This window comes from Pseudomonas sp. SMN11, assembly GCF_052041945.1.
Taxonomy (GTDB): Bacteria; Pseudomonadota; Gammaproteobacteria; order Pseudomonadales; family Pseudomonadaceae; genus Aquipseudomonas.
This window is the reverse complement of record NZ_JBKGGW010000042.1, coordinates 1-25516: the sequence shown is the minus strand read 5'-3', so window position 1 is coordinate 25516 and position 25516 is coordinate 1. Positions and strand designations below refer to the sequence as shown.

The 25516-nt window shown below is 62.9% G+C and carries 24 protein-coding genes; 2 read left to right on the top strand and 22 right to left on the bottom strand.

What is annotated here, in order from left to right:
• Positions 1-48 precede the first annotated feature (48 nt).
• Complete coding sequence (locus tag ACLEJU_RS25140; RefSeq protein WP_435423729.1) at positions 49-2805, top strand: dermonecrotic toxin domain-containing protein; 2757 nt, start codon at positions 49-51, stop codon at positions 2803-2805.
• Positions 2806-2877: 72 nt separating this feature from the next.
• The gene (locus tag ACLEJU_RS25135) at positions 2878-5727 is read left to right on the top strand and encodes a dermonecrotic toxin domain-containing protein (protein WP_435423728.1); all 2850 of its coding nucleotides are present in this window, start codon (positions 2878-2880) and stop codon (positions 5725-5727) included.
• Between the two features lie 60 nt (positions 5728-5787).
• Here the strand turns inward: ACLEJU_RS25135 and ACLEJU_RS25130 are convergent, their stop codons facing one another.
• The 22 genes from ACLEJU_RS25130 to fliL form a co-directional block, all read right to left on the bottom strand.
• Positions 5788-6183, bottom strand: a complete 396-nt coding sequence (locus tag ACLEJU_RS25130; RefSeq protein WP_435423727.1) for a DUF2802 domain-containing protein — start codon at positions 6181-6183, stop codon at positions 5788-5790.
• Position 6184: 1 nt separating this feature from the next.
• Positions 6185-6664 (bottom strand): chemotaxis protein CheW, encoded by a 480-nt coding sequence (locus tag ACLEJU_RS25125; RefSeq protein ID WP_016393802.1) that lies wholly within the window; start codon positions 6662-6664, stop codon positions 6185-6187.
• Positions 6665-6707: 43 nt separating this feature from the next.
• Positions 6708-7592 carry a chemotaxis protein CheW gene (locus ACLEJU_RS25120; protein WP_435423726.1) on the bottom strand — a complete coding sequence of 295 codons (885 nt, stop codon included), beginning with the start codon at positions 7590-7592 and terminating at the stop codon, positions 6708-6710.
• A complete protein-coding gene (locus tag ACLEJU_RS25115) occupies positions 7589-8380 on the bottom strand; it encodes a ParA family protein (RefSeq protein WP_435423725.1) in 792 nt (263 codons plus the stop codon). Before ACLEJU_RS25115 ends, ACLEJU_RS25120 begins: the two co-directional genes overlap by 4 nt.
• A 67-nt stretch (positions 8381-8447) precedes the next feature.
• The gene (motD, locus tag ACLEJU_RS25110) at positions 8448-9305 is read right to left on the bottom strand and encodes a flagellar motor protein MotD (RefSeq protein ID WP_435423724.1); all 858 of its coding nucleotides are present in this window, start codon (positions 9303-9305) and stop codon (positions 8448-8450) included.
• 3 nt (positions 9306-9308) lie between these two features.
• Positions 9309-10049: a flagellar motor protein gene (locus ACLEJU_RS25105; protein WP_152958862.1), complete on the bottom strand. Its 741-nt coding sequence runs from the start codon at positions 10047-10049 to the stop codon at positions 9309-9311.
• Positions 10049-11173 carry a protein-glutamate methylesterase/protein-glutamine glutaminase gene (locus tag ACLEJU_RS25100; RefSeq protein ID WP_435423723.1) on the bottom strand — a complete coding sequence of 375 codons (1125 nt, stop codon included), beginning with the start codon at positions 11171-11173 and terminating at the stop codon, positions 10049-10051. Before ACLEJU_RS25100 ends, ACLEJU_RS25105 begins: the two co-directional genes overlap by 1 nt.
• 47 nt (positions 11174-11220) lie before the next feature.
• Complete coding sequence (locus ACLEJU_RS25095) at positions 11221-13437, bottom strand: chemotaxis protein CheA (protein ID WP_435423722.1); 2217 nt, start codon at positions 13435-13437, stop codon at positions 11221-11223.
• A 12-nt stretch (positions 13438-13449) separates the two neighbouring features.
• Positions 13450-14238 carry a protein phosphatase CheZ gene (locus ACLEJU_RS25090; RefSeq protein ID WP_422763236.1) on the bottom strand — a complete coding sequence of 263 codons (789 nt, stop codon included), beginning with the start codon at positions 14236-14238 and terminating at the stop codon, positions 13450-13452.
• A gap of 18 nt (positions 14239-14256) precedes the next feature.
• The gene (locus tag ACLEJU_RS25085; protein WP_103446503.1) at positions 14257-14631 is read right to left on the bottom strand and encodes a chemotaxis response regulator CheY; all 375 of its coding nucleotides are present in this window, start codon (positions 14629-14631) and stop codon (positions 14257-14259) included.
• Between the two features lie 104 nt (positions 14632-14735).
• On the bottom strand, positions 14736-15476 hold the full coding sequence (gene fliA, locus ACLEJU_RS25080; protein WP_103446502.1) for an RNA polymerase sigma factor FliA: 741 nt from the start codon (positions 15474-15476) through the stop codon (positions 14736-14738).
• On the bottom strand, positions 15473-16306 hold the full coding sequence (gene fleN, locus ACLEJU_RS25075) for a flagellar synthesis regulator FleN (RefSeq protein ID WP_054884183.1): 834 nt from the start codon (positions 16304-16306) through the stop codon (positions 15473-15475). Before fleN ends, fliA begins: the two co-directional genes overlap by 4 nt.
• A 93-nt stretch (positions 16307-16399) precedes the next feature.
• Entirely contained in the window at positions 16400-17707 is a 1308-nt protein-coding gene (flhF, locus tag ACLEJU_RS25070; protein ID WP_435423721.1) for a flagellar biosynthesis protein FlhF, read from the bottom strand.
• A gap of 11 nt (positions 17708-17718) precedes the next feature.
• A complete protein-coding gene (gene flhA / locus ACLEJU_RS25065) occupies positions 17719-19848 on the bottom strand; it encodes a flagellar biosynthesis protein FlhA (protein WP_435423720.1) in 2130 nt (709 codons plus the stop codon).
• A gap of 132 nt (positions 19849-19980) precedes the next feature.
• Positions 19981-21123: a flagellar biosynthesis protein FlhB gene (gene flhB / locus ACLEJU_RS25060; protein WP_435423719.1), complete on the bottom strand. Its 1143-nt coding sequence runs from the start codon at positions 21121-21123 to the stop codon at positions 19981-19983.
• 2 nt (positions 21124-21125) lie between these two features.
• Positions 21126-21902: a flagellar biosynthetic protein FliR gene (fliR, locus tag ACLEJU_RS25055; RefSeq protein ID WP_435423718.1), complete on the bottom strand. Its 777-nt coding sequence runs from the start codon at positions 21900-21902 to the stop codon at positions 21126-21128.
• A 7-nt stretch (positions 21903-21909) separates the two neighbouring features.
• Positions 21910-22179, bottom strand: a complete 270-nt coding sequence (gene fliQ / locus ACLEJU_RS25050) for a flagellar biosynthesis protein FliQ (RefSeq protein WP_400723002.1) — start codon at positions 22177-22179, stop codon at positions 21910-21912.
• Between the two features lie 21 nt (positions 22180-22200).
• Positions 22201-22956: a flagellar type III secretion system pore protein FliP gene (gene fliP, locus ACLEJU_RS25045; protein WP_103446495.1), complete on the bottom strand. Its 756-nt coding sequence runs from the start codon at positions 22954-22956 to the stop codon at positions 22201-22203.
• Complete coding sequence (gene fliO / locus ACLEJU_RS25040; RefSeq protein WP_435423756.1) at positions 22956-23402, bottom strand: flagellar biosynthetic protein FliO; 447 nt, start codon at positions 23400-23402, stop codon at positions 22956-22958. The genes fliP and fliO overlap by 1 nt, the downstream gene beginning before the upstream one ends.
• Positions 23403-23414: 12 nt before the next feature.
• Complete coding sequence (fliN, locus tag ACLEJU_RS25035) at positions 23415-23879, bottom strand: flagellar motor switch protein FliN (protein WP_435423717.1); 465 nt, start codon at positions 23877-23879, stop codon at positions 23415-23417.
• 47 nt (positions 23880-23926) lie between these two features.
• Entirely contained in the window at positions 23927-24895 is a 969-nt protein-coding gene (gene fliM / locus ACLEJU_RS25030; RefSeq protein ID WP_027921190.1) for a flagellar motor switch protein FliM, read from the bottom strand.
• Positions 24896-24904: 9 nt separating this feature from the next.
• The gene (gene fliL / locus ACLEJU_RS25025; protein WP_110636535.1) at positions 24905-25402 is read right to left on the bottom strand and encodes a flagellar basal body-associated protein FliL; all 498 of its coding nucleotides are present in this window, start codon (positions 25400-25402) and stop codon (positions 24905-24907) included.
• Positions 25403-25516 lie beyond the last annotated feature (114 nt).

Below are 25516 nucleotides of genomic sequence, written 5' to 3'. Positions count from 1 at the left end.
TCGACGTCGCAGCCTTGCCCGTTCCTCCAACCGAGCAAGGTAAACCCCATGTCTGCCAGCAGAATCAACGCCAGCGGTGTGCAGTACGTCCGCGACCACTTGAGCAACATGCCACGCCCCGATCGCGAGGCAAATCGGCGGATCCGCCAGTGGCTGGCCCAGCGTGGCCTCGACCTCGACCCCGAACAGATCGATGTCGTCACCTTGCATTACCGCGCTGATGGCCCGCGCGCCTACCTGGCGGCAGTGACCCAGCGCCAGAGCCTGGCACAGGCAGTGCTGGGCAACTGGCAAGGTGAATCCAACAATGACCTGCTCGATGCCCTGATCAAGCCCTCTTGGGCCGGCACCCTGCCCGACGGCCCGTTGCGCATGGTCGAAACCTTGCCGGCACCAGCCCTCAATCACTCTGGCGCGGCCTACGAAGTGTTCAATGGCCTGTTCCGGCGAACCAAGCCCGCCCGTTACGACGCCTCGACGCACCTTCCGATAGCTGCCGAGGCCTTTCAACAGTTCATTACCGCGCTGGACTTCCACACGCCATTCAAAGCCATGCTGGACGATTACTGGCGCAACCATCTGCTCAGCTACCGATTGTCCAGCAAGCTCAATTTCATCGCAGCCTGCAACCTTCAGGTCACACAAGGCAGCCTCAGCGACGCCGGACGGCACCTGGCCTGGCGTGCAGCCGACCTGCTGCCGCGCGGCCAGGGCCTGCGCCTGAGCACCCTGAACATTTATGGCTACGCCGCAACCGACCTGCTGTACATCAACGACGCCAGCAGCGATCTGACACTGCTCTATGCCCCAGGCAACAGCGCTCCGCTGCTAGAGTTCGCCAGCGAGACGCTACTCAAGGACTGGGTTGGCCAACAATGCAAGGCCCCCGCCAGCCGCCAGGCCCTCAGGCAGCATTTCAGGCTGGCCGACGGCCCCCAGGGCCTGGACTTCAGTGGCCTCGATACCGCCCTGGAAGGCTTGGGCGAATATCCCCGCAGGCACCGTTTGCCGCCGGAACACGGCTTTTTCAACGACGATGGCACCTGGTCGCCCCGCCACTATGTGAACTATCGGCCTGGCAAATACAGCCCCCGAATCGATGGCGACCTGTTCCAGGCCCTGGCTGAGCGGCAGCGCCAGCGCAGCTACGACGATGCCGACTTCATCATCACCAACGACAGTGACGTCACCAGGGCACGTTGGCGCACCTACCTGAACACCACGCTCAACCTGCTCGGGCCGCTGAGCCTTGTGATACCTGGCCTGGCACCGCTTCTGGCGTTTGGTGGTATCGCCCAGCTCGGCCTTGGGCTGGACCAAGCCATCAATGGCAAGGGCCTGCAAGACAGGCAAGACGGGGTGGCCGACATCGCCTGGGGCTTGCTCAATGCCGTGCCGCTGATCGTGCACGGGGTCGCCCGCGGCAAGGTACTGTTCGAAAGCAAGAGCCAGCGTTTCGTAGTGCCAAGCCGCATCAACGATCAGCTCGGTTACCCGCTCAGCCCACTTTCGCCGCCGCACCTGCCAGACGTCGATATCGCGCCGTACTTCCACATCCCTGACCCCATCCCGCCATTGCCGGAAGGCGACCAGGCCGTGGCCGATTCGGTGATACGGGTGCCTCGCTACGATGGCTCACCCGATAACCTCGACGCGCGTATCGATACCTACAACGCACGCGTCATCTACGACATGGAGCGAGACGCCTTCATTCAGGAATACGCACTCAACGAAGTCGACCCGACTGCCTACATCGCCCGCCCTGGCAGCCACGATCTGGTGCCGGCAGGTACCGGACGGGAAGTCAGCAACGCCACACGCATGCGCACCCTTCGGGCTCTGGGCGTCGACTTGCCACTGCCGGTGGATTTTCCTCTAGTGCCGGACGAGAGCAGCCAGGCAATTCCGAAAACGATCTCTTGCCTTTGGGTTGGCGACAAGGTGATCGGCCCGTCGCTCATCGCCAACCTGGCAAGCAACGCCGCACGCGCCAACGACAGCGCCTACATTATCCGTTTGTTTCTTTCCTCTGAGTCGCCATCGGCCTATGCCGAAAACCTGCGTCTCCTCGCCGAGCAAGCCCCGGGCCTGCAGGTGCTGCCGCTGGAAGAGCAAACCTTCTTCCGCACCTTCCAGCAAAGCCGATACTACGCCCAGTACCAGGCTGCGCTGGACGGTAACGGCGGAGTGGCGTGCAACTACGCCTCAGCTTCCGACGTTCTGCGCTACCCCATGCTGCACCATGAAGGTGGGCTGTACATGGATGTGGACGACTACCTGCTGGCAGCGGGCGAGCCGCCCCTGGTGGTCGGCGGGCAACCCGTCGGCAACCCTGGTGAAGCGCTTGACCAGGTTGCACTGCTCACTGCTGCGGATGGGCTACTGCTGCCGCCGCCGATGTCCAACGAGAAAATGAGCATGAACTGCCTCTACAACACCAGCGTGATCGGCAGCCATGCAGGCAACCCCACGCTCGAGGCAATTTCCGAGGAAATGCTCGCTCGCTTCCAGGCCAATAGTGATTTCTACGACAGCAAGCCGAGCCTGGCCGAAGACCCTGCTGGCTTCTATCGCTACGCCAGGCGCCTAAGCTACCTGACAGGGCCTGACCTGCTCACCCATGTTGTCGATCAACGCCTGCCGGCTCTGCGCACCCTGCGCCAGATCATGAACTTGTACAACATGCCGCGTATCCATTCATGGCAGTTCATTGAACTTGATCAATACCAACAGGCATTGCGCAACCTGCTACCACTGAACCGCTCGGTCAAGGTCGGCGGCAACCATTCCTGGGCCTCGACCTGAGTACATACATACCCCTTGCGGCGAGGGGCCTGTGTCCATCATGCAGGCCCCACGACAATGGCAGGTCAGCACATGACGACTCAATTGCACCCATCCGGGATCCAGCACGCACTCGATCACCTCACCCATATCCCGCGGCCCGATCGGCTCAGCATCGAACGAATTCGGGAGTGGGCCAAGGCCCAAGGCTCGGACTTCGATCCCGACACCACCTTGGCGGTGACCTTGCATTACAAGCCCAACCCTGAGGGAGGCTGGATTGCCAAGGTCGTCGAGCAGCTACCCCTTGGCCAGGCGGTGCTGTCAAAGTGGCAAGAGCAACCCGACAACCTGCCGTACATCGCGCTGAGCACTTATGGTGTGCTCGACTTTCTCGGGCTCCTGCGCGACTGGAGCCTGCCTCAGGAGAGCTGGGCCAGGGCGTTTGCCCAAGGGCACGTGCAGATCGTCGATGAGCTCCCGGAGGGCGGTCTGTTCGGCACAATGGATGATTACGCCGTCTATCAAGGCCTGTTCCGCAAGACGCAGCCCATGCGGTATACCCAGCAAACTCAGATCGCCACCAATACACATGCATTTCAGACGTTCATCTGGGAGCTGGACCTGCACGATGAATACATCGCCAGGCTCGACGACTACTGGCAACACAAGTTCGACGATTACGCGACGCTGTCCCAGGTGAATTTTCTAGCGGCGTGCAACAAGCAGGTCGAGGAAGGCAGCCTGAGCGAAGCAGGTTGCGACCTGGCCTGGCGGGCGATTGGCATCGCACCTGATGGTGAAGCCTCGACAGAGCACGCTGACACAGTCGAGACACGCATGCTCAACATCTACGGCTATGTAGCCACCGATATCGCGTGCCTTACGGATCGGAACTCAGGGCTGACCTTGCTCTACGTACCCGGCAATTCATCGCCTTTGCACGAGTTCGAGAACACCAGCGCGATGAAAGCCTGGCTGGTGCAACAGTGCAAGGACAGCGAAACGCGCAGGTCATTGCTGACGCACTTTCGCCTTCAGGATTTTTCAACCGGGCTCGGCTACACAGGGGTGGAGGACACCCTCAAAGGGCTGGCCAGTTACCAGGGGCCGCGGTTCCTGTATGTCAACAACCTGGTCATCCCGGCCAGTGGCTGGTCAACGCAATACATCAATTACAAGGTCGACGAATACAGCCCGCTGATAACCGACGGCCTGTTCAGCCACATCACCTCGCGGCTGCGCCAGCGAAGCTACGAAGATGCCCAGTTCCTGATCACGACCAACAGCGATGTCATCAAGGCCAGGTGGCGAGGCTACCTGAATCAGACGATGACCCTGCTTGCCCCGTTGACCTTGGTGGTGCCTGGCCTGGGGTGGGTGGTTGCCATTGGCGGAGTCGCCCAGCTCGGCCTGGGCCTGGACGAAGTCATCAATGGCAATAATCTTGAAGAAAAAGCCGATGGTACCCTGAACGTCGCGTTTGGAGCACTGTGTGCCCTGCCGTTGGCTAACAACGTGTGGTCCGCTGGCAAGAGGGTTTTCCGGACACAATTCGATGGGTTCGTCGCCCCTGGCAGAATCAATGGCCAGATCGGCTACCCGCTCAGCCCGACAAGGGCACCCAGGCCGCGCTGGGCCGGTGACAACTTCAAGGCATTCTTCGAACAACCGGTCACCGTCGAGCCACTTCCCGCCCCCCCGCGGCAAATGCTGATCAGCCGCCAGACCACCCACGTCGGCATGGACACGCTCGTGGATGTGCGCGACCCGGCAACGCATTGGTTGTATGAGCTGGAGACCGACGCCTTTGTGAAGACAAGCGATATCGGACACCCCTCGCCCACACGCTATGTCGCGGAGCACACGCAATTGCGTGCCTACCAGGCAGATATCCATGGCCCGCGTTTCGTCACCAATGCCATGCGCGAAAGCACGCTGCGCAACCTTGGCATAGAAATAAGCTTGCCCATCGAAGTCCCCAGGGTTCCAGAGGTAAACCAGGCACACATTCCCAAGCGCGTGATGCACCTGTGGATCGGCGACAAGCCCCTGACAGCCGGCATGCTCACACGCATCGGGCGCAATTCCAGGCTGCTCAGGGATGCCGGTTACGATCATTGCCTCTATCTGTCCGAGCAAAACGCCGCAGCCTTCAACCACAATGCCCGTGCATTGGCCGTCGCCGCACCCGACCTGCAAGTGCTTCCCCTTGAGCGACAAGGGTTCTACACCAACCTGGGATACACCAGGCAGTTTTACGATGCCGCCATGGAGGGCCCTGCCCGAGGTTCCTCCCATCTGACGGCCGCCAACGACATGCTGAAGTATCATGCGTTGTATCAGGATGGCGGCCTGTACATGGACATCGACAATGACCTGCTGGCCACCCCCGCTCATCCTTCGGCAGCAGGCATCATCAACGACGCTTCCCCCAATGACTGGATCGGCAATGTACCACTGCGAACCACCGCCGACGGGTTATTGCTGGAGCAGCCCACATCGAACCCGTTCAGGGGCGCTCATCAGCAATACAACACCAGCGTGATCGGTAGCCATCCGGGCAACCCGACCCTGATGGAGGTCATTCACACGATGAACCTCAAGCTCGATTCCAGGCCCGGATTCTTCACCCAGAATCAGCACTGGCCGGCCAGGGGCGCCCATGCACCCAAGTTCGCCACCTATGCCAAAGCCCTGAGCGAGCTCACCGGCATTGGCATGTTCAATGAAGCCGTGGACCATAGCCTGCCGGCACTGCGGCAGATGAAAAAGATTTACAAGCTGTTCAGTTGCCCCTTGCTGAACCCGCCCACGCTGCTGGGGGCCGACCTGCACCCTGTTTCGACAGACGAGTTGCAGAACACGCTGCAGTCACTGTTCCGTGTTTCACGGGTAGTGCGCGTCAATAACGGGTTCGGTTGGCGCAACCTGAATCATTGACGTAGCGCGTCGCGCCCTGAGCCAGAAAATCAAAGGGCGCCCTCAGGCGCCCTTTGATTTTCACTCGCCGCGGTGCAGCTTGCTCATCAACTCCGCCTCGGCCTGGGTCAGGCCGCAGGTTTCGGTGAGTTCCGCCACGCTCGCCCCCATGCCCACCAGCCTGGCGGCCTGGGTAAAGGTCACGCTGTTGGGGTCGCGCTGTTCCAGCTGCTGCAGTTTCTCTGGCAGCGGTGCCACGGTCGCGCGCAGTTCATGAAGGGCCTCCCCCATGCGCACGGTGCCGTTCTGGTAGTCGTCCAGGCGCTTGGCCAGGTCCTTGATGCGCTGGTCGCGCAGGGCATCGCCCACGGCCTGCTGCGCGGCCAGTTCGCGCTGGCGCTTGCTGTAGTTGAGGAAGAACCACAGGCTCAGGGCCCACAGCAGCGCCAGGAAGATTACCGCTACCTCGAAGATCAACTCAGATGTTCTCCAGCTCAGACCACTCTTCCTCGGTCATCATCTTGTCCAGTTCGACCAGGATCAGCAGTTCGCCGTTCTTGTTGCACACGCCCTGGATAAACTTGGCCGACTCTTCGTTACCCACGTTCGGCGCCGTTTCGATTTCCGACTGACGCAGGTACACCACCTCGGCAACGCTGTCGACCAGGATGCCGACCACTTGCTTGTCAGCCTCGATGATGACGATGCGGGTGTTGTCGGTCACGTCCGACGGCATCAGGCCGAAACGCTGGCGGGTGTCGATCACCGTCACCACGTTGCCGCGCAGGTTGATGATGCCCAGCACATAGCTTGGCGCGCCCGGCACCGGAGCGATCTCGGTGTAGCGCAGCACTTCCTGCACCTGCATGACGTTGATGCCGTAGGACTCGTTGTCCAGACGGAAGGTTACCCACTGCAGGATCGGATCTTCAGAACCTTGCGCAGACGACTTTTTCATTCCCCTAGCCCTCTAAATCCGCTGTTGGCGGTTGTGTTCGGTGTCATTTCTGTTTGGCATGCAACTGCTTGACCGCGCCGCTGGCGATCAGCTCGGCCAGTTCGGCGACGTCGAGCAGTGCACACATGTGTTCGATGACCGTGCCGGCCAACCAGGGGCGCTGGCCGCGCTGGCTGCGCCACTTGATCTCGGCGGGGTCCAGGCGCAGCGAGCGGCTGACCTGATGCACCGCCAGGCCCCATTCGTAGCCCTGCACGGAAATCACGTAATTCAAACCCTGGCGGAAGTCATCGCGGTAGCGGTCGGGCATGACCCAGCGCGCGGTGTCCAGCACCTTGAGGTTGCCGGCCTGGCAGGTCAGGATGCCCAGGAACCAGTCGGGCTGGCCGAACAGCGGTGTCAGCTCCTGGCCTTCCAGGCTGTAGATCGAACCCAGGCAAACCAGCGGCACCGCCAGGGTCAGCCCGGCAACGTCGAACAGCAGGCACTCGAACGGCTCGGCGGCCCAGGCCGGGCGGCCATCGACGCTGGCCGGAGGGGCCGGCGTGTCGGCCATGCCTGCCGCGGGCAGGTGCACGTCCACCAAGGGGGCAACCGGCTCCGGCGTCGGTACCTCGGTCAGCACCGGGATGCTGGCCTCGGCCACCACTTCAGTCTCGACCACGGCCACCACAGGCTGCTCTACCGGCAGCACGGCTGGCAGCACCTTCATCTGCGGCTCGGCAAAAGGCCTGGTTGCGGGCGTTGGCTGGCGAGCGTCCCGCGCCTGCTCTTCGCGCACGGCCGCAGCGAATTCGTCGTTGGCCATGGGCGCCTGGGCAGGCGTTGCCAGGTCGAGGATATCCTCGGCCTCGGTGGCCTCCTGCAACAGCCCATCGAGGTAAGACTGCAGGGCCAGTTGCGGCTTGGTACCCACAGGCCGGTTCATGAAACCACCTGCGCGGCCGGCTTGTAGGTGAGCATGTGCTTGAGCAGTGCCCGGTAGGCGATCACGCCACGGCTCTTGCCATCGAACTGCGACGGCGTGACGCCATTGCGGCTGGCATCGCGCAGTCGCGTGTCGACCGGGATGTAGCCCTGCCACACCTGGTGTTCATAGGTATCGCGCAACACCTTGAGGGTGCCCAGCGAAGCCTGGGTACGGCGGTCGAACAGGGTCGGCACGATCTGGTAAGGCAGCGCCTGCTTGCGCGAGCGGTTGATCATGGCCAAGGTACCGATCATGCGCTCCAGGCCCTTCACCGCGAGGAATTCGGTCTGCACCGGGATCACCAGCTGCTGGCTGGCTGCCAGGGCATTGACCATCAGCACGCCGAGCAATGGCGGGCTGTCGATCAAGGCGAAATCGAAATCCTGCCATAACTGCGCCAGACTCTTGGCGATCACCAGGCCCAGGCCACTCTGACCTGGCGACTGACGCTCCAGCACCGCCAACGCAGTACTCGACGGCAGCAGCGAGATACGCTCATCGCTGGTGGGCATCAACAACTGCCCCGGCAGGCCTTCCGGCACGCTGCCCTTGTGCAGGAACAGGTCGTAGCAGCTGTGCTCCAGGGCATCCGGGTTGTGCCCGAAATAGCTGGTCATCGAGCCATGCGGGTCGAGGTCGACGACGACCACGCGCTTGCCCGCCTCGGCCAGCAGGCCGGCCAGGGCGATGGTGGTCGTGGTCTTGCCCACGCCGCCTTTTTGATTGGCTACTGCCCAGACTCTCATAGGACAACTCTTGCTTCATGGGTGCCGCCGGCTGCCACAGGGCATGCGGTGACGGAGAATTGACGGCTCACTTGGCTGTCGTCGCTGCTGGGGCTGGCGGTGCACTTTGTGTGCCAGCACGGCGCAACGCCGCGTCCGGGGTGGCATTGGCACTGCCCGAGCCGGTCAGGCTGCGGCGCACTTCGAGGTTACGGGAAATCACCAGCACGACCCGGCGATTGCGCGCACGCCCTTCGGCGGTGTCGTTGCTGGCCACCGGCTGGTACTCGCCATAACCCACCGAGGCCATGCGCGCCGGGTTGACCCCTTCCATGGCCAGCAGGCGCACGATGCTCGCCGCCCGCGCCGCCGACAGCTCCCAGTTGGTCGGGTACTGCGCCGTGCGAATCGGCAGGTTGTCGGTGAAGCCCTCGACGTGCACCGGGTTGGCGAACGGTTTGAGGATGTTGCCGACTTTCTCGATGATGGTGAACGCCTGGTCACTGGGCATGGCGTCGCCACTGCCGAACAGCAGGGACGAGTTGAGTTCGATCTCCACCCACAGCTCGTTGCCGCGCACGGTCATCTGGTCGGACTTGATCAGGTCGCCGAAGGCATCGCGCACGTCGTCGCTGATGGTCTTCAGCGGGTCAACGTTGGTCTGGGCCAGGCCCGCATCGGTCTGCTCGCTGTCCTTGATCAAGGGTTCTGCCGGTTTGACGCTGAGCGGCTGCTCGTCGCCGATCGGGATCGGCTTCATGCTCCGCTCAGGGTCGTTGAACACCCCGAGCAGCGCTTGCGAGATGACCTTGTACTTGCCCTCGTTGATCGAGGAGATCGAATACATGACCACGAAGAAGGCAAACAGCAAGGTGATGAAGTCGGCGTACGACACCAGCCAGCGTTCGTGATTCTCGTGCTCCTCGGTATGACGGCGACGGCGCATGGCTTACTCCATGAAGCCTTGCAGCTTCAACTCGATCGAGCGCGGGTTCTCGCCCTCGGCGATCGACAGCAGGCCTTCGAGCAGCATCTCGCGGTAGCGCGACTGGCGCAGGACGATGGCCTTGAGCTTGTTGGCGATCGGCAGCAGGATCAGGTTGGCACTGGCCACGCCGTAGATGGTGGCGACGAAGGCCACAGCAATGCCGTTGCCCAGCTGCGACGGGTCGGCCAGGTTGCCCATGACGTGGATCAGGCCCATGACCGCACCGATGATACCGATGGTCGGGGCGTAGCCGCCCATGCTCTCGAACACCTTGGCGGCCTGGATGTCACGGCTTTCCTGGGTCAGGAAGTCGACTTCGAGGATGCTACGGATCGATTCCGGCTCGGCGCCATCGACCAGCAGTTGCAGGCCCTTGCGAGCATAGGGGTCGGGTTCGGCATCGGCTACGCCTTCCAGGCCGAGCAGGCCTTCCTTGCGCGCCGTCAGGCTCCAGTTGACCACACGGTCGATACCACCGGCCAGGTCGACCCGCGGCGGGAAGAAGATCCAGCGCAGGATCTGCAACGCGCGCTTGAACGCCGACAGCGGCGACTGCAGCAGTGCCGCCGCCAGGGTGCCGCCGAGCACGATCAGGCCCGCCGGGCCATTGAGCAAGGCACCGACGTGGCCACCTTCAAGGAAGTTGCCGCCGACGATGGCGACGAACGCCAGGATCAGGCCAATCAGGCTGAGCACATCCATCAGACACAAGCCTCGACCAGGTGTTTGCCGATTTCATCCAGGCTGTACACCGCGTCCGCCAGGTTGGCTTTGACAATGGCCATGGGCATGCCGTAGATCACACAGCTGGCCTCATCCTGGGCCCACACGGTACTGCCGCCCTGCTTGAGCAGGCGCGCGCCTTCACGGCCATCGGCGCCCATGCCGGTGAGCACCACCGACAGCACCTTGTCGCCGTATGACTTGGCCGCCGAGCCGAAGGTGATGTCCACGCACGGCTTGTAGTTCAGGCGCTCGTCGCCCGGCAGAATCTTCACCGTGCCACGGCCGTCGATCATCATCTGCTTGCCGCCTGGGGCCAGCAGCGCCAGCCCCGGGCGCAGCATGTCGCCGTCCTCGGCTTCCTTGACGCTGATCTTGCACAGCTTGTCGAGGCGCTCGGCAAATGCCTTGGTGAAGGCGGCGGGCATGTGCTGGATCAGCACGATCGGCGCCGGAAAATTCGCCGGCAGCTGGGTCAGCACCCGCTGCAGAGCCACCGGGCCACCGGTGGAGGTACCGATCGCCACCAGCTTGTAAGGTTTGCGCTTGGGAGCCGGGGCATGCGCCGCGGCCGGCGTCGCTGCACGGGCAGGCGCGGCAGGACGGGCCGGCGCGGCGCTGGCCAAGCTGCTGGCGGGTGCATGGCTGGCGGCCGGCGCCGGTGCGCTGACCGGCGCGTGGCTGGTGTAGCCGCCGAAACGGCGGTTGCTGCGCGAGATGGTATGCACCTTCTCGCACAGCAACTGCTTGACCTTCTCCGGGTTGCGCGAGATGTCTTCGAAGTTCTTCGGCAGGTAATCCACCGCACCGGCATCCAGCGCGTCGAGGGTGACGCGGGCGCCTTCATGGGTCAGCGAGGAGAACATCAACACCGGCGTCGGGCAGCGCTGCATGATGTGCCGCACGGCGGTGATGCCATCCATCATGGGCATTTCGTAGTCCATGGTGATGACATCGGGTTTGAGCGCCAGTGCCTGGTCGATCGCTTCCCTGCCGTTGGTCGCGGTGCCGACCACCTGGATCGTCGGGTCCGCCGAGAGGATTTCCGAAACGCGGCGGCGGAAGAAACCGGAATCATCCACCACCAGGACCTTGACTGCCATAAACACTCCATTAGGCGGCGCCACCCGCCAGGGTGCGCCGCCGAAAATCAGATACGCCGTGCCGCGTAACGCTTGAGCATGCTCGGCACGTCGAGAATCAGCGCGATGCGGCCGTCACCGGTGATGGTGGCGCCAGACATGCCAGGGGTGCCCTGCAACATCTTGCCCAGCGGCTTGATCACCACCTCTTCCTGGCCCACCAGCTGGTCGACCACGAAGCCGATCCGCTGAGTACCGACCGAGAGGATCACCACATGGCCCTCGCGCTGCTCCTCGTGCACCTGGCCCTGAACCAGCCAGCGCTTGAGGTAGAACAGCGGCAGCGCCTTGTCGCGCACGATCACCACTTCCTGGCCGTCGACCACGTTGGTGCGCGACAGGTCGAGGTGGAAGATCTCGTTGACGTTGACCAGCGGGAAGGCGAACGCCTGGTTGCCCAGCATCACCATCAGGGTCGGCATGATCGCCAGGGTCAGCGGCACCTTGATGACGATCTTCGAGCCCTGGCCCTTGGCCGAGAAGATGTTGATCGAGCCGTTGAGCTGGGAAATCTTGGTCTTCACCACGTCCATGCCGACACCGCGGCCGGACACGTCGGAAATCTCGGTCTTGGTCGAGAAGCCCGGGGCGAAGATCAGGTTGTAGCAGTCCGATTCGCTCAGGCGATCGGCCGCGTCCTTGTCCATCAGGCCTTTTTCCACGGCCTTGGCGCGCAGGATGTGCGGGTCCATGCCCTTGCCGTCGTCAGAGATCGACAGCAGGATGTGGTCGCCCTCCTGCTCGGCCGACAGTACCACGCGGCCGGTCCGGGCCTTGCCAGAGGCTTCACGCTCGTCCGGCATCTCGACACCGTGGTCGACGGCGTTGCGCACCAGGTGCACCAGCGGGTCGGCCAGGGCCTCGACGAGGTTCTTGTCGAGGTCGGTCTCTTCACCGACCAGTTCCAGGTTGATCTCTTTCTTCAGCTGGCGCGCCAGGTCGCGGACCAGGCGCGGGAAGCGGCCGAAGACCTTCTTGATCGGCTGCATGCGGGTCTTCATCACCGCGGTCTGCAGGTCGGCGGTGACCACGTCGAGGTTGGACACGGCCTTGGACATGGCCTCGTCGCCGCTGTTCAGGCCCAGGCGCACCAGGCGGTTACGCACCAGCACCAGTTCGCCGACCATGTTCATGATCTCGTCCAGGCGTGCAGTGTCGACACGCACGGTGGTTTCCGCTTCGCTGGCAGGCTTTTCCGCGGCCGGGGCCGGGCTGCGGGCTGGCGCGGCCGGCTTGGCGGCAGCAGCAGGTGCAGCGGCAGCCGGCCTGGCGACCGGTTTGCTCTCAGCCACGGCCGCAACCGGTGCGGCCACGGCGACAGGCGCTTCGGCAGCAACGGTTTCACCGGTGAACTTGCCCTTGCCGTGCAACTGGTCGAGCAACGCTTCGAACTCATGCTCGGTGATCTCGTCACTGCTGGCGGGCGTGACCACGCTTTCCACTGCCGCGGTGGCAGCCGGCAAGGCATCGGCCTGGAAGGTGCCCTTGCCGTGCAACTGGTCCAGCAACGACTCGAATTCTTCGTCGGTGATTTCGTCGCTCAGCGGTGCACTGGCATCGACCACCGCTTCGGCAGCAGCCACTTCGGGCGAGAACTGGCCCTTGCCATGCAACTGGTCGAGCAGCGATTCGAACTCGGCGTCGGTGATGTCGTCACCCGCGCCGCTCAGGGTCTCGCCCTGCATCTGCGCTTCGGCGGCGGCCGCTTCGGCCTTGACCGCATCGAGCGAGTCGAGCAGCTGTTCGAACTCGGTGTCGGTGATATCTGCCTCGGCAGCCACCGGCTCCGCTGCAGCCTCGACCACTGCTACCGGTGCTACCGGGGCGTCGGCGCTGGCAGGTTCCGCCAGGCGCGACAGGGCCGCCAGCAACTCCGGGGTGGCCGGGGTCACTTCGCTGCGCTCACGCACCTGGCCGAACATGCTGTTGACCGTGTCCAGTGCCTCGAGCACCACGTCCATCAGTTCCGCGTCGACCCGGCGCTCACCTTTGCGCAGGATGTCGAACACGTTCTCGGCGATGTGGCAGCACTCCACCAGCTCGTTCAGCTGAAGGAAGCCGGCGCCCCCTTTTACAGTGTGGAAACCGCGAAAGATTGCATTGAGCAGGTCGGCATCGTCGGGCCGGCTTTCCAGCTCGACCAGTTGCTCGGACAGTTGCTCAAGAATTTCGCCGGCTTCTACCAGGAAATCCTGAAGGATTTCTTCATCGGCGCCGAAGCTCATTAAACGTGCTCCTTAAAAACCCAGGCTGGACAGCAGATCGTCGACGTCGTCCTGACCGGACACAACGTCTTCACGCTTATCGGCATGAATCTGCGGACCTTCACCCCGAGTCGGATGTTTTTCTTCATCTTTTTCAGCGCGCAGCTGCTGGTGGTCGTGTTCGATACCGGCAAACCGGTCGACCTGGCTGGCCATCAGCACGAGCTTGAGCAGATTGCTTTCAACTTCGGTCACCAGCGCAGTCACGCGCTTGATCACCTGGCCAGTCAGGTCCTGATAGTCCTGGGCCAGCAGAATGTCGTTGAGGTGGCCGGCGACCTTGCGGTTGCCCTCGGCGCTGTGCGTCAGGAAACTGTCGACGCGCTTGACCAGCTCGCGGAACTCCGGCGCTGCGACTTCGCGGCGCATGAAGCGCTGCCAGTCGACGCTCAGGCCTTGCGCTTCGGCTGCCAGGTCGTTGAGCACCGGGGTGCTCTCCTCCACCAGGTCCATGGTGCGGTTGGCGGCACCCTCGGTGAGCTTGACCACGTAGGACAGGCGCTCGGTGGCATCGGTTATCTGCGAGACTTCCTCGGCCTGCGGCATGCGCGGGTCGATCTGGAAGCTGACGATCGCGCTGTGCAGCTCACGGGTTAACTTGCCGACTTCCTGGTACAGGCCACGGTCGCGGGTCTGGTTGAGCTGATGAATCAGCTGCACCGCCTCGCCGAAACGCCCGCGTTCCAGGCTCTCGACCAGCTCCTGGGCATGTTTCTTCAGGGTCGACTCGAACTCCCCCAAAGACGTTTGTGTTGTTTCCATGGCGCCCCCTGACGTGACTCAGCCGTTGACGCGTTCGAAGATCTTCTCGATCTTTTCTTTGAGCACCTGGGCGGTGAATGGCTTGACCACGTAACCGTTGACGCCGGCCTGGGCCGCTTCGATGATCTGGTCGCGCTTGGCTTCGGCGGTCACCATCAGCACCGGCATGGTCTTCAGGCGATCGTGGGCACGGACCTTGCGCAGCAGATCGATACCGGACATGCCCGGCATGTTCCAGTCGGTCACCAGGAAGTCGTAATGGCCGCTTTCGAGCATCGGCAGAGCGGTGGTGCCGTCATCGGCTTCATCGGTGTTGGTGAAGCCCAGGTCACGCAACAGGTTCTTGATGATCCGCCGCATCGTCGAAAAGTCGTCAACGATGAGGATTTTCATGTCTTTGTTCAAGTAGACCTCCAAGCAGTCTCAAACGCGCTCGGCCCCGAGCACGCGTATTCATATTCGGTACAACGTGGAAAACGACTGCAACGACCCCGGGCTCAACGCGCCCGCCATTCCCCCAGGCGGCTGCGCAGGCGCGCGGCACACTGGCTGTGCAACTGGCTGACTCGCGATTCGCTGACCCCCAGCACCTCACCGATTTCCTTGAGGTTCAGCTCTTCGTCGTAGTACAGCGCCAGCACCAGGCGCTCACGCTCCGGCAGGTTGGCGATCGCATCGGTCAGGGCAGCCTGGAAGCGCTCGTCTTCCAGATCGCGCGACGGCTCGACCTGACCACTGGCGCCGTCCTCGTGCAGCCCTTCGTGCTCGCCGTCCTGCAACAGGTCGTCGAAACTGAACAGGCGGCTCCCCAAGGTATCGTTCAAGATCCCGTAGTAATCATCGAGACTCAATTGGAGTTCGGCAGCAACTTCATGATCTTTAGCGTCGCGGCCAGTTCTTGCTTCCACGGCGCGCATCGCATCACTGACCATGCGCGTATTGCGGTGCACCGAACGCGGTGCCCAATCGCCCTTGCGGACCTCGTCGAGCATCGCCCCGCGGATGCGGATGCCAGCGTAGGTTTCGAAGCTGGCGCCCTTGCTGGCGTCATACTTGTTGGCCACTTCCAGCAGGCCGATCATGCCGGCCTGGATCAGGTCCTCGACCTGGACGTTGGCCGGCAGGCGTGCCAGCAAGTGGTAGGCGATGCGCTTGACCAGCGGCGCGTAGCGTTCCACCAACTCGAATTGGGCGTCTTTCGACGCCTTGCTGTACATCTTGAAGCCGCTCGCGTTCATAGCACGGGTCCTGCGCTGGTGGGTTGCACCAGGCGCTCGACAAAGAACTCAAGGTGCCCGCGCGGGTTGGCCGGCAGCGGCCAGCTGTCGACCTTCTGCGCGATGGCCTTGAAGGCCAGGGCGCATTTGGAGCGAGGGAAGGCCTCGTACACCGCGCGCTGCTTCTGCACCGCCTTGCGCACGCTCTCGTCGTAGGGCACGGCGCCGACATATTGTAGGGCGACGTCAAGGAAGCGGTCGGTGACCTTGGTCAACTTGGCGAACAGGTTGCGCCCTTCCTGCGGGCTCTGCGCCATGTTGGCCAGCACGCGGAAACGGTTCATGCCGTAGTCGCGGTTGAGCAGCTTGATCAGCGCGTAGGCGTCGGTGATCGAGGTCGGCTCGTCGCACACCACCAGCAGCACTTCCTGGGCCGCGCGCACGAAGCTGACTACAGAGTCACCAATGCCCGCAGCAGTGTCGATCACCAGCACGTCGAGGTTGTCGCCGATCTCGCTGAAGGCCTGGATCAGCCCGGCATGCTGGGCCGGGGCCAGGTGCACCATGCTCTGGGTGCCGGAGGCGGCTGGCACGATGCGCACCCCGCCAGGCCCCTGCAACAGTACATCGCGCAGCTCGCAGCGCCCTTCGATGACATCGGCCAGGGTGCGTTTTGGGGTGAGACCCAGCAATACGTCGACATTGGCCAGGCCAAGGTCGGCGTCCAGCAACATTACCCGGCGGCCAAGTTCGGCCAGCGCCAGGGACAGGTTCACTGAAACGTTAGTCTTGCCGACGCCACCTTTGCCACCAGTGACGGCGATCACCTGTACGGGATGCATGCTACCCATGTTCGTTGTTTACCTTGTCTCGCTTGGACCCAAGCCACACGCGGGGTAGCACTGCCAGCCCCGGAATGTAGGTACTTTGCATACGCTTCATCCTCAACCTGCGCGCCGCGGGTTGTGGTAGAGATCAGCGAACATGTCGGCCATCGCCTCTTCGCTGGGCTCGTCCTGCAACTGCACGTTGACCGCGCGGGTCACCAGCTGGTGCGGGCGCGGCAGGTGCAGGTCGTCAGGAATGCGCGGGCCGTCGGTGAGATAGGCCACGGGCAGTTCATGACTGATGGCCAGGCTCAGCACGTCGCCGAGGCTCGCCGTTTCATCAAGTTTGGTCAGGATGCAGCCAGCCAGGCCGCAGCGCTTGTAGCTGTGGTAGGCAGCGGTCAGCACCTGCTTCTGGCTGGTGGTGGCCAGCACCAGGTAATTCTTCGCGGCAATGCCACGCCCGGCCAGGGTCTCCAGTTGCATGCGCAGGGCCGGGTCGCTGGCCTGCAGGCCGGCGGTATCGATCAGCACCACGCGCTTGCGCAGCAGTGGCTCCAGCGCGGCTGCCAGCGACTGGCCCGGATCGACGTAGGTCACCGGCACGTTGAGGATGCGCCCCAGGGTCTTGAGCTGCTCCTGGGCACCGATGCGGAAGCTGTCCATGCTCACCAGGGCAAGGTTCTGCGGGCCGTACTTGAGCACGTAACGCGCCGCCAGCTTGGCCAGGGTGGTGGTCTTGCCCATGCCGGCCGGGCCGACCATGGCGATCACCCCGCCCTCTTCGATCGGTTCGACCTGGGGCACTTCGATCATCCGCGCCAGGTGCGCGAGCAGCATGCGCCAGGCCTGGCGCGGCTCTTCGATCTCGCTGGTGAGGTCGAGCAGCTCGCGGGCGATCGGGCCGGACAGGCCAATGCGCTGCAGGCGACGCCAGAGGTTGGCCTGGGCCGGTTTGCTGCCCTGCAGCTGGTTCCAGGCCAGCGAGCCGAGCTGCACTTCGAGCAGCTCACGCAGGCCCGACAACTCCGAACGCATGGCGTCGAACAGGCGCGGGTCGACCGGGGCAGGGGCAGGTGCGGCAGCCACTGCCGGGGCATCGACATGCGGTTCGATCAATGGCTCGGCCGCGGTCAGCGACTGGCCGGCGAACAATTGGCGGCTGCCTTCGGTGGCCTCGGCGCGGTTGTCCAACTCGGCCTGGGCAGTGGCGATGCGCGATTGGGTCTTGCGCAGCTCTTCTTCCAGCTCGACGTTGGGGACGCGCGGGGCCAGTGCGGACAGCTTGTAGTCCAGCGCGGCGGTCAGCTCGACACCACCGGCAATGCGGCGGTTGCCGATGATGGCGGCATCGGAGCCCAGCTCATCACGGACCAGCTTCATGGCCTGACGCATATCGGCGGCGAAAAAACGCTTGACTTGCATAACCCACTACCTCAGCCGTTGGGGCCCACTGTGGCAACGATGGTGACTTGCTTGTTATCCGGTATTTCCTGATACGCCAGAACATGCAAATTCGGTACAGCCAGGCGACCGAAGCGCGACAACATGGCACGGATCGGGCCAGCTACCAGAAGAATGGCCGGTTGGCCTTGCATTTCCTGGCGCTGGCAGGCGTCGATCAGCGAACGCTGCAGCTTTTCGGCCATGCTCGGCTCAAGAAGAACACCGTCTTCCTGACCTTGCCCGGCCCTTTGCAAACTATTGAGCAAGATCTGTTCCAACCTTGGCTCAAGGGTGATCACAGGCAGCTCGGACTCAACGCCGACAATGCTTTGGACAATGGCACGACACAATCCGACGCGCACTGCCGCCACCAGCGCGGCGGTATCTTGACTCTTGCTGGCATTGTTGGCGATGGCCTCGGCAATACTGCGGATGTCACGCACCGGTACTTGCTCGGACAACAACGCCTGCAGGACCTTGAGCAGCCCCGACAAGGAAATGACACCGGGCACCAGCTCTTCAGCAAGTTTAGGCGATGCCTTGGACAATACCTGCAACAGTTGCTGGACCTCTTCATGGCCGATCAGCTCGTGGCAGTGCTTCTGCAGGATCTGGTTGAGATGGGTGGCAACCACGGTGCTGGCGTCGACCACGGTATACCCCAGCGACTGCGCCTGAGCGCGCTGAGCGATGTCGATCCACACCGCCTCGAGGCCGAATGCCGGATCGCGCGCGGCGATACCGTTGAGGGTGCCAAACACCTGCCCTGGGTTGATCGCAAGCTCGCGGTCCGGGTAGATCTCGGCCTCGGCCAGAATCACGCCCATCAGCGTCAGGCGATAGGCACTGGGCTGCAGGTCGAGGTTGTCGCGAATGTGCACGGTCGGCATGAGGAAGCCCAGGTCCTGGGACAGCTTCTTGCGTACGCCCTTGATCCGCGCCAGCAGCTGGCCACCTTGGTTGCGGTCGACCAGCGGGATCAGGCGGTAGCCCACTTCCAGGCCGATCATGTCAATGGGCGTCACGTCATCCCAGCCCAGTTCCTTGGTGTCCAGTGCACGCTGCGGCGACGGCAACAGGTCCTGCTGGCGCTGCGCCTCCTTCTGCGCTTCGACCTTGGCCTTCTGCTGCTTCTTCCACACCAGATAGGCACCACCACCGGCCAGCAGGCCTAGGCCGAGGAAGGCCACGTGCGGCATGCCTGGCACCAGGCCCATGATGATCATCAGCCCCGCAGACACACCCAGCGCCTTGGGCGAGTCGAACATCTGGCGATTGATCAGCTTGCCCATGTCCTCGGAGCCCGAGGCACGGGTAACCATGATCGCGGCGGCGGTGGACAGCAACAGTGATGGCAATTGCGCCACCAAACCGTCACCGATGGTCAGCAAGGCGTAGACCTTGCCCGCATCGCTGAACGACATGTTGTGTTGCAACATACCAATCAGCATGCCGCCAATCAGGTTGATGAAGAGGATCAGCAGGCCGGCGATGGCGTCACCGCGGACGAACTTGCTGGCACCATCCATCGAACCGTAGAACTCGGCCTCCTGGGCCACCTCGGCGCGGCGCATCTTGGCCTGGGCCTGATCGATCAGGCCGGCGTTGAGGTCGGCGTCGATCGCCATCTGCTTGCCGGGCATGGCGTCAAGGGTGAAGCGCGCGCTCACCTCGGAAATACGCCCGGCACCTTTGGTCACCACCACGAAGTTGATGATCATGAGGATGGCGAACACCACCGCACCCACGACGTAGTTGCCGCCGATCACCACCTCACCGAAGGCCTGGATCACCTTACCGGCAGCGCCGTGGCCTTCCTGGCCATGGAGCATGACCACCCGTGTAGAGGCCACGTTCAGCGCCAGGCGCAGCAAGGTCGCTACCAGCAGGATGGTCGGGAACGCGGCGAAGTCCAGCGGGCGCAAGGCGTACACGCACACCAGCAGGACCACGATCGACAGGGCGATGTTGAAGGTGAAGAACACGTCGAGCAGGAACGGCGGTATCGGCAACATCATCATTGCCAACATCACCAGCAGCAGCAACGGCACGCCCAGGTTGCCCCGGCCGAGCCCGGCCAGGTTGTTGCGGGCGTTGCTGATTAACTGAGTGCGATCCACCGCGAGTCCTCTTGATGCAAAACTTTGACGCCCAAGGGGCGCTTGGGCGTGGCTCTGCAAGAAGCCTTCCAACTTTCCTCGGCCATGGATTTATGTTGCCTGTACCCGCGAAGAGGCCGGCACAGGCTGCAATCAGTTATCGCGCCGCAGGTCCGGTGGAATCGGCAGGTCTTCTTTGAGCGGCTCTGGTCGCTTGCCCTTGCCGGAGCGGTACTGGCGGATCTGGAACACATAGGCCAACACCTGCGCCACCGCCAGGTACAGCCCCGCCGGGATTTCCCCTTCGACCTCGGTGGAGTAGTAGATCGCCCGCGCCAAGGCTGGCGATTCGAGGATCTGGATCTTGTGCTCGACACCGATCTCGCGAATCTTCAAGGCGATGAAATCGGTGCCCTTGGCCACCAGCAACGGCGCCACCCCACCCTTCTCCGGGTCGTACTGCAGGGCCACGGCATAGTGTGTCGGGTTGGTGATGATCACGTCAGCCTCGGGCACGGCGGCCATCATGCGCCGCTGCGACACCTCGCGCTGCAGCTGGCGGATGCGCTGCTTGACCTCGGGTTTGCCTTCGCTGTCCTTGTACTCGTCCTTGATCTCCTGTTTGGTCATCTTCAGCTTCTTCTGGGTCTGCCACAGCTGGAACGGGACGTCCGCCGCAGCAATCAGCAGCAAACCGGCAGCCATCCACAAGGCACTCCAACCGACCACCTGGACACTGTGGATGATCGCCTGCTCCAGTGGCTCGTTGGCAATTGCCAGCAGTGCCTGGCGATCATTGCTCAACACCACCAGCGCGACGATCAGGATGACGAAGAACTTGGCCATCGCCTTGAGCAGCTCAGTCAGCGAGTTCAGCGAGAACATGCGCTTGATGCCCGACAACGGGTTCATCCGGCTGAACTTTGGCTGCAACAGGCTCCCGGAAAAGATGAACCCGCCAAGGGCAATGGGTGACACGAATGCAATCACGAACAGCAGCATGAGAATCGGCTGCACCGCCCAGATGGCCATCTTGCCCGAGGCCAGCAGAAACGTTCCCATCGACCGCTCGTCAGTCAGCACCTCGCGGGTCAGGGAAAAATTCATGCGCATCAGCGTCATCAAGGTTTCCGCCAGGTTGCCGCCGAAGGCCAGCAGCGCCCCGGCACCGGCCAGTGTCGAGGCAACGGTGTTGAGCTCCTTGGAACGGGCGATCTCACCTTTCTCGCGCGCATCACGCTTGCGTTTGTCGGTGGGGTCTTCCGTCTTGTCCTGACCGCTCTCGCTCTCAGCCATGCTCAGCGCGCCCTTGCCAGTTCACGCAGCCACTGCAGAGCTTCACTGGCCAACGCCTGATAGTGGGAAAGAATATCGGCCAAGCCAACCCAGAAGATGCCCATACCCAGCACCAGCGTCAGGGGGAAGCCGATGGAGAAAATGTTCAGCTGCGGCGCGGCACGGGTCATGACACCGAATGCGATGTTAACCACCAGCAGGGACGCGATCGCCGGCAGAATCAACAGCAGGCCGGCACCGAACACCCAGCTCAGGCGCCCAGCCATCTCCCAGAAGTGATTGACCACCAGCGCGTTGCCCACCGGCAAGGTGGTAAAGCTTTCGGTCAGCACCTCGAACACCACCAGATGGCCGTTCATCAGCAGGAACAGCACGCTCACCAGCATGGTCATGAACTGGCTGATCACCGCCACGTTGACACCGTTGGCCGGGTCGACCATGGAGGCAAAGGCCATGCCCATCTGCACGGCGACAATTTGCCCGGCGATGACGAAAGCCTGGAACAGCATCTGCAGCGAGAAGCCGAACAGCGCACCGACGATGACCTGTTCGCCACACAGCAACAGACCGCGCAGGCTCAGCGGGTCGAATTCCGGCAATGGCGGCAGTGCCGGCACGATGACCACAGTGATCGCCACCGCCACGTACAGGCGGATGCGCGCGGGCAGCATGCGCGTGCCGAAGATCGGCATGGTCATCAGCACCGCAGCCACCCGGAACAGCGGCAGGATGAATGTGGCGACCCAGGTGCCGATCTGCGCGTCGGTCAGCTCCAGCATGGCAGGCTCAACCGATCAGCTGCGGGATGCTGGTGTACAGGCCGGTGATGTACTCCATGAACTTCTGCACCAGCCACGGCCCGGCGACGATCAGCGTGACCAGCATCACCAGCAGGCGCGGCAGGAAGCTCAAGGTCTGTTCGTTGATCTGCGTGGCCGCCTGGAACATCGCCACGATCAGGCCGACCAGCAGGCTGGGTATCACCAGGATGGCAACCATCAAGGTGGTCAGCCACAGCGCGTCACGGAACAGGTCGACTGCTACTTCAGGTGTCATGCAGGGCTCTCCTTGGCGGCGTCAGACGCCGCCGAAACTGCCGGCCAGCGTGCCCATGATCAGCGCCCAGCCATCGACCAGGACGAACAGCATGATCTTGAACGGCAGCGAGATGATCAGCGGCGACAGCATCATCATACCCATGGCCATCAGCACACTGGCCACCACCATGTCGATGATCAGGAACGGGATGAAGATCATGAAGCCGATCTGGAACGCGGTTTTCAACTCCGAAGTGACGAACGCCGGCACCAGGATCGTCAGCGGGACCTGGTCGGGGCCGGCAATATCGGTGCGCTTGGACAGGCGCATGAACAGGTCGAGGTCGCTCTGCCGTGTCTGTGCCAGCATGAAGTCCTTGAGCGGGCCCTGGGCCTTCTCGATGGCTTGCTGGGCCGTCATCTTCTCGCTCAGGTACGGCTGCAGGGCGTCCTGGTTCACCCGGTCGAACACCGGCGCCATGATGAACATGGTCAGGAACAGCGCCATGCCGGTCAGCACCTGGTTCGAGGGCGTTTGCTGCAGGCCCAGGGCCTGACGCAGGATCGAGAACACGATGATGATACGGGTGAAACTGGTCATCAGGATGACGAACGCCGGAATGAAGCTCAGCGCCGTCATGATCAGCAGGATCTGCAGGCTGACCGAATACTCCTGCTGCCCGTCCGCAGTGTTGGACAGGGTGATGGCCGGGATCGACAGCGGGTCGGCGGCCAAAGCCAGTGGCGCGGCCAGCAGCAGCGCGAGGGTCACTACAATGCGCAGCGCGCTGCTCATCACTTCTTGTCCTTCTGATCCTTGCCCATCAGCTCCATCAGCCGCTGGGCAAATTCCGGCGTCGCCTGGCGGGCGCTGGCGGGCACTTCGACGGGTTCTGCCAATACATGCAAGGCCTCGATGCTGCCCGGGGTATGCCCGATGAGGAGCTGTTCCTTGCCGACCTGCACCAGCAACAGCCGGTCACGCGGGCCGATGGCGCGGCTACCGACGATCTCGATCACCTGGCCGCCCTTGGGCGAGGCACCCTGCATGCGGCGCAGCGCCCAGGCCAGGAAGAAGATCAGCCCCACCACCAGCAGCAGGCCGAACACCATCTGCGCCAGCTGCCCGCCCAGGCTGCCAGGCGCAGCGGCCGGCGCCGCAGTCGGGCTGGCTGCAGGCGTGGCGGCGGCGATGGCCAGCTCGCTGACCAGCAGCGTGGCCAGGGCCATCACGGCCCGCATCGTGCCCTTCACTCAGCGCAGCTTCTTGATACGTTCGCTGGGGCTGATCACGTCGGTCAGGCGGATGCCGAACTTCTCGTTGACCACGACCACTTCGCCATGGGCGATCAGCGTGCCATTGACCAGCACGTCGAGCGGCTCACCGGCCAGGCGGTCGAGTTCGATCACCGAGCCCTGGTTGAGCTGCAGCAGGTTGCGGATGTTGATTTCGGTACTGCCCACTTCCATGGAAATGCTCACCGGAATGTCCAGGATCACATCCAGGTTCGGGCCTTCGAGGCTGACGTTCTCGTTCGGTCGCGGGGAGCTGGCGAACTCTTCCATCGGCAGGCGACCGGCACTGGGCTTGCCGCTGTCGCCGGCGAGCAGCGCGTCGATATCGGACTGGCCGGCATCACCGGTTTCTTCCAGGGCCGCAGCCCATTCATCGGCCAAGGCCTGGTCTTCCGGGGAAGTGATCTCGTTTTCGTTAGCCATGATGTCCTCGACAGGCATTCAATTCGTTAAGAGCGACCGGCACGCGTTCAGCGGCGTTCGATCGGGTCGATGATCTGCAGGGCCAGGTTGCCCTTGTGCGAGCCCAGGCGCGCCTTGAACGACGGCACGCCATTGGCGCGCAGCACCAGGTGCTCGGGCAGCTCCACCGGGATCACATCGCCTGCCTGCATGTGCAGGATGTCGCGCAGCTTCAGCTGGCGACGGGCAACCGTAGCGGTCAGCGGCACGGAGACGTCCAGCACGTCCTCGCGCAGGGCCTTGACCCAGCGCTCGTCCTGGTCGTCGAGGTCGGACTGGAAGCCGGCATCGAGCATTTCCCGCACCGGCTCGATCATCGAGTACGGCATGGTCACATGCAGGTCGCCGCCACCACCGTCCAGTTCGATATGGAAGGTCGACACCACCACCGCCTCGCTCGGGCCGACGATGTTGGCCATCGCCGGGTTGACCTCGGAGTTCATGTACTCGAAGTTGACCGGCATGATCGCCTGCCAGGCTTCCTTGAGGTCGACGAAGCACTGGTCCAGCACCATGCGCACCACGCGCAGTTCGGTGGGGGTGAATTCGCGGCCCTCGATCTTGGCGTGACGGCCGTCACCACCAAAGAAGTTGTCCACCAGCTTGAATACCAGCTTGGCGTCGAGAATGAACAGCGCGGTGCCACGCAGTGGCTTGATCTTGACCAGATTGAGGCTGGTCGGCACGTACAGCGAATGCACGTACTCGCCGAACTTCATCACCTGCACGCCGCCTACCGCCACATCCGCAGAGCGGCGCAGCAGGTTGAACATGCTGATGCGGGTGTAGCGGGCGAAACGCTCGTTGATCATTTCCAGGGTCGGCATGCGACCCCGCACGATCCGATCCTGGCTGGTCAGGTCGTAGCTTTTGATGCTGCCAGGCTCGGCAACGCTCTCGGTCTGCACCAGACCGTCGTCGACGCCATGCAACAGGGCATCGATCTCATCCTGGGACAGCAGGTCCTGTACGGCCATTGCGGACTCCTACTGCAATACGAAATTGGTGAACAGCAGCTGGTCGACCACCGGCTTGCCGACTTCCTTCTGCGCCACTTCCTGGACCACCGCGGTGGCTTTCTGACGCAGCATCTCCTGGCCCACCGAACTGGCCGCCAGGGTGTCGAAGCCCTGCCCGGAGAACATCATCACCAGGTTGTTGCGGATTACCGGCATGTGCACCGAGAGTGCATCCAGGTCAGCCTGGCTGCGGCCTTGCATGGTGATGCTGAGCTGCATGTAGCGCTGGCGGCCGTTCTGGTTGAAGTTGACCACGAAGGCGGGCGCCAGCGGCACGTAGATCGCAGGGGCCTTGACGTTGGTAGCAGCCGCCTCAGGGGCCGGTGCCGGTTCACTCTTGTGCATGATGAACCAGGTGGCACCCACCGACAGGCCGACTGCCAGCAGCAGGGCCAGCACCAGCAGCAGGATCAGCTTGAGTTTGCCTTTTGCGGCGGGGTCTTTCACTGCGTCGCTCTTCGCCATGCCAATAATCCGTCGTCCATCGGGGTTTCAAAGGAGGATGACGTGGCTTGAGCAAGTGTTATGCCATGTTTGGCTTAAGAGATGTGTCGGATGTGGGGGGGGGGGGGGGGGGGG

What these genes read in the sequence shown, in the direction of transcription:
- ACLEJU_RS25140 (WP_435423729.1), top strand. Translation starts at nt 49, where the DNA reads ATGTCTGCCAGCAGAATCAACGCCAGCGGTGTGCAGTACGTCCGCGAC.
- ACLEJU_RS25135 (WP_435423728.1), top strand. Translation starts at nt 2,878, where the DNA reads ATGACGACTCAATTGCACCCATCCGGGATCCAGCACGCACTCGATCAC.
- ACLEJU_RS25125 (WP_016393802.1), bottom strand. Translation starts at nt 6,664, where the DNA reads ATGAAAAAGTCGTCTGCGCAAGGTTCTGAAGATCCGATCCTGCAGTGG.
- ACLEJU_RS25120 (WP_435423726.1), bottom strand. Translation starts at nt 7,592, where the DNA reads ATGAACCGGCCTGTGGGTACCAAGCCGCAACTGGCCCTGCAGTCTTAC.
- ACLEJU_RS25115 (WP_435423725.1), bottom strand. Translation starts at nt 8,380, where the DNA reads ATGAGAGTCTGGGCAGTAGCCAATCAAAAAGGCGGCGTGGGCAAGACC.
- motD (WP_435423724.1), bottom strand. Translation starts at nt 9,305, where the DNA reads ATGCGCCGTCGCCGTCATACCGAGGAGCACGAGAATCACGAACGCTGG.
- ACLEJU_RS25105 (WP_152958862.1), bottom strand. Translation starts at nt 10,049, where the DNA reads ATGGATGTGCTCAGCCTGATTGGCCTGATCCTGGCGTTCGTCGCCATC.
- ACLEJU_RS25100 (WP_435423723.1), bottom strand. Translation starts at nt 11,173, where the DNA reads ATGGCAGTCAAGGTCCTGGTGGTGGATGATTCCGGTTTCTTCCGCCGC.
- ACLEJU_RS25095 (WP_435423722.1), bottom strand. Translation starts at nt 13,437, where the DNA reads ATGAGCTTCGGCGCCGATGAAGAAATCCTTCAGGATTTCCTGGTAGAA.
- ACLEJU_RS25090 (WP_422763236.1), bottom strand. Translation starts at nt 14,238, where the DNA reads ATGGAAACAACACAAACGTCTTTGGGGGAGTTCGAGTCGACCCTGAAG.
- ACLEJU_RS25085 (WP_103446503.1), bottom strand. Translation starts at nt 14,631, where the DNA reads ATGAAAATCCTCATCGTTGACGACTTTTCGACGATGCGGCGGATCATC.
- fliA (WP_103446502.1), bottom strand. Translation starts at nt 15,476, where the DNA reads ATGAACGCGAGCGGCTTCAAGATGTACAGCAAGGCGTCGAAAGACGCC.
- fleN (WP_054884183.1), bottom strand. Translation starts at nt 16,306, where the DNA reads ATGGGTAGCATGCATCCCGTACAGGTGATCGCCGTCACTGGTGGCAAA.
- flhF (WP_435423721.1), bottom strand. Translation starts at nt 17,707, where the DNA reads ATGCAAGTCAAGCGTTTTTTCGCCGCCGATATGCGTCAGGCCATGAAG.
- flhB (WP_435423719.1), bottom strand. Translation starts at nt 21,123, where the DNA reads ATGGCTGAGAGCGAGAGCGGTCAGGACAAGACGGAAGACCCCACCGAC.
- fliR (WP_435423718.1), bottom strand. Translation starts at nt 21,902, where the DNA reads ATGCTGGAGCTGACCGACGCGCAGATCGGCACCTGGGTCGCCACATTC.
- fliQ (WP_400723002.1), bottom strand. Translation starts at nt 22,179, where the DNA reads ATGACACCTGAAGTAGCAGTCGACCTGTTCCGTGACGCGCTGTGGCTG.
- fliP (WP_103446495.1), bottom strand. Translation starts at nt 22,956, where the DNA reads ATGAGCAGCGCGCTGCGCATTGTAGTGACCCTCGCGCTGCTGCTGGCC.
- fliO (WP_435423756.1), bottom strand. Translation starts at nt 23,402, where the DNA reads ATGCGGGCCGTGATGGCCCTGGCCACGCTGCTGGTCAGCGAGCTGGCC.
- fliN (WP_435423717.1), bottom strand. Translation starts at nt 23,879, where the DNA reads ATGGCTAACGAAAACGAGATCACTTCCCCGGAAGACCAGGCCTTGGCC.
- fliM (WP_027921190.1), bottom strand. Translation starts at nt 24,895, where the DNA reads ATGGCCGTACAGGACCTGCTGTCCCAGGATGAGATCGATGCCCTGTTG.
- fliL (WP_110636535.1), bottom strand. Translation starts at nt 25,402, where the DNA reads ATGGCGAAGAGCGACGCAGTGAAAGACCCCGCCGCAAAAGGCAAACTC.